This window comes from Paenibacillus sp. MMS18-CY102 (assembly GCF_009789195.1).
In the GTDB taxonomy this organism is placed as follows: domain Bacteria; phylum Bacillota; class Bacilli; order Paenibacillales; family Paenibacillaceae; genus Paenibacillus_T.
In genome coordinates, this window is the sequence record NZ_WSTC01000011.1 from 121,711 (window position 1) to 134,871 (window position 13,161).

At 49.5% G+C, this 13,161-nt stretch carries 17 protein-coding genes and 1 pseudogene; 17 read left to right on the forward strand and 1 reads right to left on the reverse strand.

The genetic code is table 11. From position 1 onward, the window contains the following. The first annotated feature begins 103 nt into the window (after positions 1-103). From GON22_RS10275 to GON22_RS10320, 11 genes and pseudogenes are all read left to right on the forward strand, one after another. Positions 104-703, forward strand: a complete 600-nt coding sequence (locus GON22_RS10275; protein WP_160396004.1) for a sigma-70 family RNA polymerase sigma factor — start codon at positions 104-106, stop codon at positions 701-703. After that, positions 700-1,308, forward strand: a complete 609-nt coding sequence (locus tag GON22_RS10280; RefSeq protein ID WP_160396005.1) for a zf-HC2 domain-containing protein — start codon at positions 700-702, stop codon at positions 1,306-1,308. Before GON22_RS10275 ends, GON22_RS10280 begins: the two co-directional genes overlap by 4 nt. Before the next feature lie 122 nt (positions 1,309-1,430). Continuing rightward, positions 1,431-2,609, forward strand: a complete 1,179-nt coding sequence (locus GON22_RS10285) for a hypothetical protein (RefSeq protein WP_160396006.1) — start codon at positions 1,431-1,433, stop codon at positions 2,607-2,609. 34 nt (positions 2,610-2,643) lie between these two features. After that, positions 2,644-2,890, forward strand: a pseudogene (locus tag GON22_RS26025) (gamma carbonic anhydrase family protein); the annotation flags it as partial. 21 nt (positions 2,891-2,911) lie between these two features. After that, positions 2,912-3,100, forward strand: coding sequence for an IDEAL domain-containing protein (locus tag GON22_RS10290; RefSeq protein WP_006039242.1), 189 nt, complete (start codon positions 2,912-2,914; stop codon positions 3,098-3,100). A gap of 134 nt (positions 3,101-3,234) precedes the next feature. Continuing rightward, on the forward strand, positions 3,235-3,654 hold the full coding sequence (locus tag GON22_RS10295; protein ID WP_160396007.1) for a DUF2487 family protein: 420 nt from the start codon (positions 3,235-3,237) through the stop codon (positions 3,652-3,654). A gap of 258 nt (positions 3,655-3,912) precedes the next feature. Continuing rightward, a complete protein-coding gene (locus tag GON22_RS10300) occupies positions 3,913-4,428 on the forward strand; it encodes a ubiquinol-cytochrome c reductase iron-sulfur subunit (RefSeq protein WP_160396008.1) in 516 nt (171 codons plus the stop codon). Between the two features lie 17 nt (positions 4,429-4,445). After that, positions 4,446-5,117, forward strand: coding sequence for a menaquinol-cytochrome c reductase cytochrome b subunit (gene qcrB / locus GON22_RS10305; protein ID WP_006039239.1), 672 nt, complete (start codon positions 4,446-4,448; stop codon positions 5,115-5,117). A gap of 19 nt (positions 5,118-5,136) precedes the next feature. Further along, positions 5,137-6,012, forward strand: coding sequence for a menaquinol-cytochrome c reductase cytochrome b/c subunit (locus tag GON22_RS10310; RefSeq protein ID WP_160396009.1), 876 nt, complete (start codon positions 5,137-5,139; stop codon positions 6,010-6,012). 118 nt (positions 6,013-6,130) lie between these two features. After that, on the forward strand, positions 6,131-6,778 hold the full coding sequence (locus GON22_RS10315; RefSeq protein ID WP_160396010.1) for a DUF1405 domain-containing protein: 648 nt from the start codon (positions 6,131-6,133) through the stop codon (positions 6,776-6,778). 102 nt (positions 6,779-6,880) lie between these two features. Further along, positions 6,881-7,804 carry a sporulation protein YpjB gene (locus tag GON22_RS10320; RefSeq protein WP_160396011.1) on the forward strand — a complete coding sequence of 308 codons (924 nt, stop codon included), beginning with the start codon at positions 6,881-6,883 and terminating at the stop codon, positions 7,802-7,804. 120 nt (positions 7,805-7,924) lie between these two features. On the opposite strand, the gene GON22_RS10325 is transcribed toward GON22_RS10320, so the two are convergent. Further along, positions 7,925-8,791: a YitT family protein gene (locus GON22_RS10325; protein ID WP_160396012.1), complete on the reverse strand. Its 867-nt coding sequence runs from the start codon at positions 8,789-8,791 to the stop codon at positions 7,925-7,927. 152 nt (positions 8,792-8,943) lie between these two features. Here GON22_RS10325 and GON22_RS10330 point away from each other — a divergent pair, with 152 nt between their 5' ends. The 6 genes from GON22_RS10330 to bshA all read left to right on the forward strand — a co-directional run bounded on the left by GON22_RS10330 (position 8,944) and on the right by bshA (position 13,158). After that, complete coding sequence (locus GON22_RS10330) at positions 8,944-9,282, forward strand: nucleotide pyrophosphohydrolase (protein WP_160396013.1); 339 nt, start codon at positions 8,944-8,946, stop codon at positions 9,280-9,282. Between the two features lie 64 nt (positions 9,283-9,346). Next, on the forward strand, positions 9,347-9,892 hold the full coding sequence (locus tag GON22_RS10335) for a tetratricopeptide repeat protein (RefSeq protein ID WP_160396014.1): 546 nt from the start codon (positions 9,347-9,349) through the stop codon (positions 9,890-9,892). Positions 9,893-9,901: 9 nt separating this feature from the next. Further along, on the forward strand, positions 9,902-10,705 hold the full coding sequence (gene dapB / locus GON22_RS10340; protein WP_160396015.1) for a 4-hydroxy-tetrahydrodipicolinate reductase: 804 nt from the start codon (positions 9,902-9,904) through the stop codon (positions 10,703-10,705). 65 nt (positions 10,706-10,770) lie between these two features. Next, on the forward strand, positions 10,771-11,196 hold the full coding sequence (gene mgsA / locus GON22_RS10345; protein WP_160396016.1) for a methylglyoxal synthase: 426 nt from the start codon (positions 10,771-10,773) through the stop codon (positions 11,194-11,196). Beyond that, positions 11,189-11,905: a bacillithiol biosynthesis deacetylase BshB1 gene (bshB1, locus tag GON22_RS10350; RefSeq protein ID WP_160396017.1), complete on the forward strand. Its 717-nt coding sequence runs from the start codon at positions 11,189-11,191 to the stop codon at positions 11,903-11,905. Before mgsA ends, bshB1 begins: the two co-directional genes overlap by 8 nt. Before the next feature lie 89 nt (positions 11,906-11,994). After that, entirely contained in the window at positions 11,995-13,158 is a 1,164-nt protein-coding gene (gene bshA, locus GON22_RS10355) for an N-acetyl-alpha-D-glucosaminyl L-malate synthase BshA (protein WP_160396018.1), read from the forward strand. The last annotated feature ends 3 nt before the right edge of the window (positions 13,159-13,161 follow it).

The following is a 13,161-nucleotide window of genomic DNA, read 5'->3' on the forward strand; positions in this document are numbered from 1 at the left end:
TTTATGATTACAAATCAAAACCACCGCAACTTTTTGCTTCCATGTCGGTACAATGATGTAGGCCGGCACAGGAAGACTCCGCAGGTGAGGAGGTTCGCCTGTCGTGACCGACACCCAATTGATACGAGAAATTAAAGATGGCAACGTCCAATTGTATGCGGAATTGATGCGGCGATATCAGCGCAAAATCCTCGCTTTTATTTTTCATATGCTCAAGAGCGCACGGCTCGAGCTTATGGCGGAGGACTTGTGTTCGGAAACCTTTTATAAGGCCTATCGCAGCTTGCATTCATTCCGGGAAGTGGACGCTTCGTTCTCCACATGGTTATATACGATTGCACGCAATACAGTATTAAGCGAGCTACGAAAGCAGAAGGTCGGCAATATTCCGCTCGATGATGTGAATACTGTTCCATTAGCGCCGCCTGAGGCTGTGCCTGAGCTGCGATTGCTACAAAATGAACGTATGGCGATGGTTCGTGAGGCGATTAACAACTTGCCTGAGAAGCAGCGCTCCGCACTAATATTACGTGAATATGACCAACTGGATTACCAGGAGATAGCGAATATTTTAGGACAGACGGTCAGCTCAGTGAAGTCGCTTCTATTTCGTGCCAGAGCGAGCGTAAAAACGCAGCTTGAGCCTTATTTTAACGAAACGGCGACCACAGTGGAACCATATGAAGGGATGAGAACGCGATGAGATGCGACGAATGTCAAGAGAAACTCGGCCTGTACTGGGAATTACCCGAGCAGGATGCCGAACGGGCAGCTATCGATTGCCATCTCTTAGACTGTGTAGCTTGCTCGGAGCAGTTCCGGCTGTGGGAAGAGAGCGATTGGATGATTCGGTCCCTCTCGGATGAATCTGATGCAGACTTTGAGGTACGGACGCTTCATATCACCCAAACTGTAATGGATCGCATTTATGCGGATTCTGATTATTTGAGGCCAGTCCATGACCGTACATATCGTTTTACCTCATCATTCCGGTTTCGAACGGCACTCGTTATTGCGTGTTGCTTAGCGATATTCGGAAGCGGGCTGCTATATGCTTGGTTTGGGGATTGGGGAACAACAATGGAGAACGTTCAGCCAATGACGGGGTTGCTTGAAACAGCGAATGCTGGCAGCGACGGCACCATCTTAGGCGGAGAGTTCTATGCAGACGTCCCCGTCGCAAGCATTAGTGATCCAATCGTGCTTAAAGTCGTGCCGACGGTTCCGCAGTATTGGATCGTCTTCTCGCTCTTAGGCATCATCGCTTCGTTACTCCTTTTGAATTGGTTCGCGCGTACGCGCAAATAATAGAATCGCAATTGAAATAAGCGGCAGCCGCATTAGGCTGCCGTTTTTTTGTTGGGATGTTTAAATACCTGTATTTTTCCCATAATGGTAGTACATTCAACAGGAAAGGGGGAGGGAACACGATGAATCTGGCCGATATGTTAGGTTACGCAGATATTCAACAGCTAAGCCGAATTGCGGACGAGTACCGGTGCGAGTGTAATGGGAATTCCAAAAACGAATTGATTCAGACGATTCTCTCCGCCGTCAACCGTAGGGAAGTATTTGAGGAACAGGTAGGGAGAATGGGACTGGAAGACTTGCGATTTTTGAATTCGCTATTGTTCGATTCCCGGTCATCATTCAGTCTGGAAGATCTAACAGCACGCATTCAACAGAGTAAATTCGCAGAGGAACAGCCGCACGGAGCTGCGAATGCTCCCGCAGAAAACACAGGAAAGCCAAAAGCAAAGGCGCAGGCAAGCAAAAGGCAGCCGAAAGCAGCAGCGATCAAAGCGAAAGAATTGACGCCACGCGACATCATTTTGAAATTTAAACATCAGGGTTGGCTGTTCAATGGATTGGCTGGCCCCAATCGCTACATGTTTCAAGTCCCTGCTGACCTGAAAGCGAAGCTTCGTGAAACGATGGAGCGCAAGCTTATGCTGACCGTAGAAGCCGCAGAAGAGCCGCAGGCGTACCGGGATGAGCAAGGGTTGCTGACGGAGGACCTGTATCATTTGCTTCGTTATGTGGAACGCAATGAAGTGCCGACGGCAGTTGATGGATCCATGTACAAACGGAACCTGCAGCAGCTATTGGAACTGTTCGGCGTGAGAGAATCGTTGCCGGGGAAAGGGGAATGGCGGTTCGGGTATGGGCGCAAATTTCATGTATACCCGAATAGGATGTCACTGCTGTATGATTTTGCGCTGGATGGTCGATTGGTGAGCGAAGCCTCCGAACAGTTAACGATAACAGCCAGCGGACTAGCTTTTCTCGCGGAAGAGCAGAAGGACGTAACAGCTAAGCTGTATAAGTATTGGCTGAAGCTGTATCGGACCCCAATTCCGAATATGGTAGCCATTGTTCATTGGATCGATTGCCTTGCCAAACAGTGGGTAACTGCTGAATCTTTACAACGGTCATTGCTGCCGTATATTAAGCCTTTCTATTATGATACGGCAGAATCGGTATTTGCACAGCGGATCGTATCCATGATGCTTCATCTTGGGCTGTTGCGGGTAGGCGAGCATGAACGATACGGGACAGTGGTGCGAATGACACGGCTTGGCAGTGCAGTTATTAGCGGTGCGCAATAGCAGTCGAAAGCGCAGATGCAGCAAGTAAGCTAGATGCCAGTTAGGCAAGGGCATATTAATTAGAATAGGGGCCATCGTACCGAGCGGCACCGTTGCTGATGAATATGCTTTAGTAGGAGCCGTTTCACTCGTTACCGAGATTACAAACAATTCCACCCTATACTCTTTCTCTCGGTTCACCCGCCAAAGTCGTCAGAGAATGGACGGAAGACGATTTACTGCGCATGAGAAAGACGATGGTAAGCTATGTGGTGAAGGAAAAAGAATATAGGATCTCTTAACCCCGGTTGGAGGTGTATCCTATGGACAAAATGAAAGCAACCTACGAAACGATGTTAGCTCTGGTTGCAGAAATGGTATTGGATGACGCGGTCTTGAAATTCCGTACGGAACGGATTTATCGAGACATTGATCTTGCGCTCGCCAGCGGCGACGAGGATACGTTCCATCGATTGGCGGAACAATTGAACGCGCTTCGTTTTTCCCATTAACGGCGATTAGCCGTGTTGGCCTATCATAGCCTGACAACCGTCTTCTGTACGGATCAGGCTATTTTTGTGCGTTTCCGGTTGGCAAACCGTTCCTAGCGCGATAATATGGGTGAAGCGAGGAGAGGATGAGCGAAATGAAATTCAGCGAAATTTCGGGCGAGCAATGGGATGAATTGAAACCATATTTGGACACATGCCTGCTTCCGGTTACAGGATTGAACGGAACGGAGCCGCCAGCAGAAACGACACAAGCGCTCGAGGATCTGCGGGACGTCATGGATGGCATCGAAATTCCATTCAAAGGAAGGGTTGTAACATATCCGGCATGCCATTATACAGGAGAAACGGATAGCCACGAGCTTGTTGAGAAGCTATGCGGCGCTTTGAAGCGTTCCGGCTTCCGGTACGTCATCGTTGTCAGCGCGAGATTGCGTAATTTGGCGCCGCCATCGGCTGATTTAACATTTGTGCCAAATCATGAAGGCGTTAGTGCCAAAGCGGAAGCGATTGGACAAGCAATTCGTTCGTTATGGGCACCTCCGGTTAACGCCTGAAGAAGGAATAGCGCATAATAAATTCCTGTTTTGGGGAAAACAAAGGCGATACGATGGAATACACGGTTACGTTTCCGTGTAATTGTGACAATTTCATAACAAAAAATGAAACGCTTTTTACATCGGTCAAATTAACGTCTTCCATATTCTTGACGCTCCCATACACCTAGGATATTATAGGAATGTCTTAGTTCGTCCATAGTTTTGTCACAATGGACAAGATGGGAGATATGGTTGGCAAAGGGGGTAGAACAGAAGATGAGCAACCACGAGGGCCAGAAACCGGTACGCAAAGAGATGTCCCGGCGTCAATTCCTGTCGTATACGCTCGGAGGTACAACCGCTTTCATGGTGGGAGGCGTGGCACTTCCGATGGTTCGATTCGCGGTAGATCCGCTCTTGCAGAAGAAAGAAACGAGCGCGTTCATTAAAGTCGTTGAAGAATCGAAAATTACGAACGAACCGGTAGAATACAAATTCAAAATTCATCAAGTGGATGGATGGTACGAGAGCGAAGCTGAACTCGTTGCATGGATTTCTAAAGATGCGAAGAACAACATTTTCGCACTTTCGCCGGTGTGTAAGCATTTGGGCTGCACGATTGGATGGAATACCGAGCAAAACAATGAGTACGTATGCCCATGCCACGGCGCGCACTACACGGTAGATGGCAAAAACTTAAGCGTAGCACCAAATCCACTCGATGAATATGAAGTGAAGATTGACGGCGGTTTTATTTATCTCGGACCACTTAAGCCGAACTCACGTGTATAAGGAGGGCGAACACTCAGATGTTTAAAACAGTTTACAATTGGATCGACGAACGTCTCGATGTTGCGCCGTTGTGGAGGGACGTTGCGGACCATGAAGTGCCAGAGCACGTTAACCCTGCACATCACTTCTCCGCATTCGTGTACTGCTTCGGCGGCCTGACGTTTTTCATTACCGTTATTCAAATCTTGTCCGGTATGTTCTTAACGATGTACTTTGTGCCGGATATTCACAATGCTTATGCGAGCGTCGACTATTTGCAGCATAAAGTTGCATTTGGCGGCATCGTTCGCGGCATGCATCACTGGGGCGCGAGTCTCGTAATCGTTATGATGTTCCTACATACCTTACGCGTGTTCTTCACTGGCTCTTATAAAGCGCCACGCGAGATGAACTGGGTCGTCGGGATGCTTATTTTCTTCGTCATGCTCGGCCTTGGCTTCACAGGTTACCTGTTGCCATGGGATAACAAAGCCTACTACGCTACTAAGGTCGGTATGCAAATTGCCGAATCCGTACCTTACATCGGTGTGTATCTAAAAGAACTGATGCAAGGCGGTACAATCGTAGGTGCGCAGACGCTGACGCGCTTCTTCGCGATTCACGTCTTCTTCTTGCCAGGTGCATTGCTTGCCCTGATGGCCGCGCACTTCTTCATGATTCGTAAACAAGGCATTTCGGGACCGCTATAAGCGAAGGGAGGTTATTTCGATGGCGCATGATCACAAATCAAACGAGAAAGTCGTCTATGTCGGAGACTCCCGTGTACGCAAGCGGAGCAACAAAACGATCGTACCACCTGACTATACGGCTTTCCCAGGCAAGTCGGAGGCATTCATTCCGAACTTCCTGCTCAAAGAATGGTTGGTTGGTTGCGTTGTTCTCGTTGGCTTCCTCGTGCTGACGATTTCGGAAGCTCCTCCGCTCGGTTATCCGGCGGATCCGACCAATGCAAGCTTCATTCCGATGCCGGACTGGTACTTCCTGTTCCTGTATCAATTCTTGAAATATCCGTACGCTTCCGGCGATTACGTCGTGTTGGGTGCGGTTGCTGTACCGGGCGTAGCATTTGGTGCCCTGCTGCTCGCACCATTCCTTGATACGGGCAAAGAGCGCCGGTTTTACCGCCGCCCGATTGCAGCATCGCTGATGTTGCTTTCACTCGTCGCTTGTATCTACTTGACTAAAGTATCATGGGATCACTACCAGCATGAGCTGGAGATCACGAATACGATTCCTGAGCATATCGAGCGTGAAGAAAAAGCGCGCGAAGCTGCTGAAAAAGGGCAAGAGTTCAGTGCGATTAAGAAAGAAGAAGCGGTTGCACTCGTTGATGCAGATGACCCAGCAATGGAAATTGCGAAGGCGAACTGCATTGGCTGCCACGCAACAGATTTGAACGGTAATAAACAAGGGAAAGTGCCTTCCCTGCGTGGCGTGGGCGACATTCTGACGAAAGAGCAGCTAGTTGAGACCGTTACTAACGGTAAAGGCGGCGGCGCAATGCCTTCGTTCAAAGACAAGCTCTCCGCAGCAGAAATCGACCAGATTACAACCTGGCTCGCTAAGCAGAAGAAAGCAGAATAACGTTTCTACAAAAACCTGACCGTATTGCTTGCGGTCAGGTTTTTTATCCTGTGCATTTATTGACTATAATGTAGAAGATAGGCAGCGCATAAATGGCTGTCCAGAGGAGTGAATGGGTTTGCCGCTGAGTTGGTTTTGGAGCCGCGCGAATTTGATGTCGCGGCGAATGCTATGGCTACTGCTGATCGTCAATGTGCTTGGAACCGTGTACGGATACATTTGGTACGGGGAGCAGCTTATTGAGACGGCGTCTGAGAAGCCAATATGGATGCTCGTCTTCGTGCCGGATAGCCCGACGGCGAGTTTGTTCTTTTCTTTCAGCCTGATCTATATGCTTATCTACGACAGCCCGAAAACAAAGCTTGGACAAGCAATTCGTGCGATTATTGAGGCATTAGGTGTCGTGACATCGGTAAAGTACGGCATATGGGCAGTTGCCATGATTGTAGCGGGCGCATCGATGGGATCGCCTACGGGATGGCAGGACTGGATGCTCATCGGATCACATCTTGGCATGGCGATTGAAGGGCTGCTTTATGTACGGTTTATGAAGGTTGGCGCAATTGCAATTGGCGTTGCTACGGGATGGCTATTGCTGAATGATACGATCGATTATCAATTCGACGTGTTCCCTTGGCTTCCGAAGCCGCTATACGATGTATTGCCTGTCGTCTGTGCATGTACATTTGCATTAAGCCTATTCAGTTGGGTTGTAACCCGAGCAGTGATTGCGATCCGCGATAGCAAAACGATTGTGAAAGCTTAATGGCATAGCTAGTCTAATTGGACATCCCCGCTCATAAGCTAGAATGAATGTGATGCTTGCGAAGCAGGTTATCTTCATTCTAATGGCTGAGGAGGGGTTTCCGTGAGACGAAGATGGCTATTCGCAAGTACTGCTAGCTTTTTGCTGACGATAGCATTCATCTGTGCAGCAGCAGCTGCGGCATCTTCAGACGCTACAGCAGTGCGGAATCCAGAACAGAAAGCATGGACAAGATTAAACAGCGCAACAGCTTCTTTATATGCTGCGTCGACAGATGGCAATCGGCAGTCAGCTTATCAAGCTGCGCAGCAGGTGGCAACCGCGCTTCGGGATGGCCAAGTGAAAATAATCGGCACCACGGAAGGTTGGCAGCAGGCCGAACAAGATGTCCAATCATTATTGTCCAAACTCAAGGCGGGACAATCTTCCGTCTATTGGAGGGCGATAGCATCCCGTATCAAACTGTCAATCGATGCAGCATGGACACTTCATCAAGGAGTGCCTGAATCTGCGTTATGGCTGCAATATAATAAAGTCATTAGTGAAGATTTATCCCGTGTTCGTTCTGCCATGGCCCGCCCTAACAAAGAAGGGTATGAATCGGCCAGAGCTTCCTTTGATACATTATCGCAGCATGCTGAGCGGATTATGGGAGCAGCTCTCCTTATGAGAGGCGAAGAAGCAGCATTAAGGTTTTCAAACAGCGTAGCCTATGCAGAACGATTGCTGTCTGCGGGGAAAGCGGGCGAGCTTACGAGGCGTTTAGCAGATGGGGCCTTATCTCCAGTAGAAAAAACGGCAGCGGTGCTGTTTGCAAGCAACGGCCAGCGTGTCGAGGATGAACCTGTGTTGGCGCCTATTGGGGGAGGTGTCCCGCATCGTTGGATTTTTGGATTATCTGCACTGATTTCCAGCATGCTCACATATGTGTCCTGGCGAAAATACAAATCGGTGCCGTATGCCATATTAACACGAGGAAGCGGTACGGACAGCGGCAGCCCATTGTTTAGAAAAAGGAAGCTGTAGCTCCATTAGGCTCAGCTTACAAAAAACCGAGCATCGGACCAATCGAGAGAAGTGCAGCTCGATGGCGCGATGCTCGGTTTTTTAATTGCTAATTACGATTGTTCATGCTGAAGCTCGCCGTTAATCTTCTTTGAACCCTTCACCTAGAACATCATGCACTTCATTAATGACAACGAATGCACGAGGGTCTATGTCCTTTACGATAGCACGCAATGTACGCACTTCTTGGCGATAGACGACACAATAGACAATATGCTTGTGGGTGCCTGAGTAGGCTCCTATTGCTGGGATAAGCGTCACGCCGCGATCCATTCGTTCCGTTATGCGTCCGGCGATCGTTTCACCCATATTCGTAATGATCGAAATGGCTTTTGCAGAGTAGGCGCCTTCTTGAATAAAGTCAATCATTTTGGACGCAATGAATACAGACACCAAGGTGTATAACACTTTTTCCTTCGGAATATATAGAAGGGCTATGCCGATGATCACGACATCAAGCGCTAAGATGACCTGCCCCATGCTCCAGCCTTTCCATTTGCCAAGGATACGCGCGATAATGTCGACCCCGCCTGTCGTTCCTCCGAACCGAAACACGATTCCAAGGCCAAGGCCAAGCGTAACCCCTGCATATAAAGCAGCTAGTATGTAATCTTGTGATGTCTGAAAAGGGATAAGCCACCCCTTATCGATGGCCCGTTCAATTAACGCTAGAAACACGGATAACGATACAGTGCCGAAAATGGTATAGGCCATTTGCTGTTTTCCTAGTGCCTTAAGCCCGATGAGAAAGAGCGGAATGTTCAGCACTAACGTTGAGATTGAAAGCGGTGCGCCAAGCGCATAGTTCAGCAGCACGCCTATGCCGGTCAAGCCACCCTCCATTAGTTGGTTCGGAATGACAAAATAGTGGAGGCCGAATGCATAAATTGCAGTTCCTGCCATGACGGGAATAAGCGAGCGGGCAACATGCCATAAACGAGCGAGCATGGCGAAGCCTCCTTTTGGAAAGATGATCGTAGATGGGATACGACACTAGTTAGTATGGCTACTTTTCCGTCGTTGAAAACCATTGTTTTCCCTGCCGCTTTAGGCTAACATATAGAAATATCCATCACAGTCGATCAGAGAGGAATGACAAGATGCCGCAAAAATCATTGTCAGACATCCAACGCGAGGTGGATGACTATATATCGCAATTCAAGGAAGGGTATTTCAGCCCTCTAGCGCTTGTCGCGCGAATGACGGAGGAGGTCGGAGAACTCGCCAGGGAAGTTAACCATTATTATGGCGAGAAACCGAAGAAGCCCGACGAAGCAGATAACTCGATAGAGATGGAGCTTGGCGATTGCTTGTTCATCTTAAGCTGTTTTGCTAATTCGCTAGGCATCGACCTAACGCAAGCCCACGATAAGGTCATGCATAAATTTAATACCCGGGACGCTAATCGTTGGACTCGCAAGGAAGGAATGGCAGACTGACCGTAACCTCGCCATGCCCTGCGACATATGCTGTACCATTCCTGTGTACAAGGAGGGTAGGCATATGGAAGGAGACGATTGCCTCAAGCAGGCTTACGGATGTATCTTGCGCAACGATTTTGAGGGAGCCATCCGCTGGTTTGAGCGGGCGATTGCCGCCGACCCGGATAATGCCTCGTACTATTATAAATGCTCCATTTCTTACAGCAGAAGCGGCAAGCTGGATCGCGCATTGTATTACGCATTGCGAGCGGTGGAGCTGGACCCTGAGCAGAAAGCCTATGGCTATCAATTGCGTACTGTGCAAGCTAGCTTGCTTGTATCGTCAGCACGCTTTGACTTGGGGCAGCAGCCGCCTGATCCTGCAAGTGCCATTCATACGCTTCAGGAAGCGATAGAGCTTGACCCATTAAGCTTTGATGGATTTTTCCTGTTAGGTGAGGCGTATGCGTTATTGAACCGGCTGGATGACGCGGTAAGATGCGCGTTAGAAGCGATTCGGCTTAATCCTGGCGACGATTCGGCCCGCACACTGTTTACGGATATGAGCCGCAAAAGAAGAGCGCTTCGATATCGGCAGCAGAGAAGACAAAGACGAAGGAATAGGTGAGTTGTTATTATGGCGAAACAGATTCGTGTAGCAGTAGCAGGAGCAAGTGGCCGAATGGGCCGTGAAGTAGTTAAATTGGTTATCGATGAAGCGGATTTTGAATTGGCTGCGGCGTCTGCCAGATCAGCTGGTCCGGTGGACGCCGGAACGTTTGTAGGAAAGCCAGTGAGCGGCGTTACGTTTAGCTCTACACTGGAAGAAGCGTTAGATAGCGGTCCCGTCGACGTCGTTGTTGATTTCTCGGTACCGCAAGTGGTCTATGACAACGCAGTTGCCGCGATTACGCGGGGTGTTCGTCCTGTAATCGGCGCAACGGGCCTTACGCCAGAGCAAATTGCAGAGCTGGACAGGCTGTGCAAAGAGCGGGGAATCGGTGGGCTTATCGCACCGAATTTCTCGATTGGCGCAATCTTGATGATGCAATTCGCAGCGCAAGCGTCCAAATATTTTCCGCATCTCGAAATTATTGAATATCATGGCGACCAGAAGCTGGATGCACCGTCTGGCACATCGATCAAGACAGCGGAGCTTATCTCTCAAGTGCGCGGTGAGATGCGCCAAGGCAATCCGCATGAAGAAGAAACGATCGAAGGCTCGCGCGGCGGCTATTATGACGGCTTCCGTATCCATAGCGTAAGGCTGCCAGGCGTATTTGCGCAGCAAGAGGTCGTATTCGGGGCATTCGGGCAATCGCTCAAAATCCGCCACGATTCTTACGACCGCGCTGGCTACATGCCAGGCGTTGCAGTAGCTATCCGTAAAGTCATGACCTATGAAGGCATGATTTATGGCTTTGAGCACATTATGGATTAAATTTCCGATAGCAAGGTGTATCGGATGATCCAGGTTACAACAGAGCGGAGAGGGGACTAACTTCCATGTTACATATAGCTTTTATTGCCCACGATCGTAAAAAAGAGGAAATCGTTAATTTTGTTACGGCTTACGAGCATGTCTTCACGCCTCATCAGCTGTACTCGACCGGAACGACAGGATTGCGCATTATGGAAAACACGTCATTGCAAATCCATCGTTTCATGTCGGGCCCGCTTGGCGGCGACCAACAGATCGGTGCACTTGTAGCGGAAAATATTATGGACTTTATCATTTTCCTCCGCGATCCATTGATGGCGCAGCCTCACGAGCCGGACATCATCGCCTTGCTTCGCCTTTGCGACGTGCAAGGGATACCGGTTGCAACGAACATCGCAACAGCGGAGCTGCTTGTTAAAGCGGTCGAACGCGGCGATTTTGCTTGGCGTGAGCTTGTACATAAGTATAAACCAGGTGTAGAGAATGACTAACGAACAATCTTTTATCGCAGAGAAGCTTGATATTTTGATTTTCGGCGCGCATCCAGATGACGCCGAAATCGGAATGGGCGGCACGATTGCCAAGCATGTAATGGCTGGGCAACGTGTCGGTCTCTGCGATTTGACGGAAGCTGAGATGTCCTCCAATGGCACCGTAGAGCTGCGCCGGCAGGAAGCTGCCGAAGCCTCTGCGGTGCTTGGTCTATCGGTACGCACGAATCTGGCTTTGCCGGACCGAGGGCTTGGCGCAGAAGGGCATGTGGAGGCGATTACGGCAGAAATTAGGCGCTATCGCCCACGAATCGTGTTTGCGCCATACTGGAATGACCGCCACCCGGACCATAATCGGTGCAGTGCGCTTGTAGAGGAAGCAGTGTTTAATGCGAAGCTTCGCCGTTACATGCCGGAGCTTCCGGCAGTTCAAGTTGAACAGCTTCTGTTTTATTATATTAATGACGTAGAGGATGTACGACTAGCTGTTAACGTTTCGGATGTGTATGAGCAGAAGCTCGCGTCGCTGCGGGCATACCGCTCCCAATTCGAAGCAGTGTCACAAGGCGAAGACCGCGTCGTTACGCCGCTTACAGGACGTTATGTCGATAATGTGGAAGCAAGGGACCGCCTTCTTGGCACAGCGCGCGGTTGGACGTACGGGGAAGGGTTTACGGCCAAGAAACCGCATACGGTGGACTTGTTTTGAACAAGCTGGCACGGCAAAAGGGAAGAATGGCGTTGCCATGAACGGCATACGATAGATACCAATTACGCATTTCCTAGGGGTTGCGAATCGTGACGAGAAAATTAAAAATCGGAATTACATGTTATCCGTCTTTGGGCGGCTCAGGCGTTGTTGCGACCGAGCTTGGCAAACTGTTAGCCGAGAAAGGCCATGAGATTCATTTTATTACGCATAGCATTCCATTCCGGTTGGGCAAATTTCATAAAAATATTTATTACCATGAGGTTGAGGTCAACGACTACTATGTATTCCGTTACCCGCCGTATGATTTAGCATTGGCGAGCAAGATGGCTCAGGTTGTGCAAATGCAGGATCTGGATCTTCTTCATGTGCATTATGCGGTACCTCACGCGATTTGTGCCCATCTGGCCAAACAAATGGTAGGCGACCGGCTCAAAACCGTGACGACGCTGCATGGCACTGATATTACGGTATTGGCGCAGGATGAGTCGTTGAAGGACCTGATTCGGTTAGGCATTAATACAAGCGATGCGGTTACAGCGGTATCGGCGGACCTCATTCGGGAAACGCGAGATTTGCTGGATATTGCGAACCCAATTGATTTAACGTATAACTTTGTCGATAAAAGAATCTATTATCCGCGCGAGTGCCAGTCGCTGAAATCGGATTATGCACCGAAGGGCGAGAAGCTGCTCATGCATATTTCGAACTTCCGGCCGGTCAAAAGGATTAGCGATGTCATCGATACGTTCGCGCGAGTGGCGGATGTGATGCCTGCGAAGCTGTTATTGGTTGGGGAGGGTCCTGAGCTCATTAAAGCACAGTTCCGTATTAATCAGCTTGGGCTTGATGATCGGGTTCATTTCTTAGGCAAACAGGATGATGTCGCCCAGCTTATCTCTATTGCAGACCTGATGCTGCTTCCATCAGAGAAGGAAAGCTTCGGCCTAGTCGCATTAGAAGCAATGGCTTGCGGTGTCCCAACCATTGGCTCGCTCGCTGGCGGGATTCCTGAGCTTGTTTCGCATGGCGAGACCGGATATTTGTCCGCAATTGGCGATACCGAGTCGATGGCTGCGAACGCTGTACGGTTGCTGTCCGATGATAAGCTGTTTAAGCAATTCCGAGATGCTTGTATTCGCCGGGCGCAATCCAAGTTCTGCAACGATCGAATTACGGCGGAGTATGAGCGCATCTACTACCGGACGTTAGGCATCGAAGCGGACATTCCAATTCCCGTTTGCTCGGAATAGAGG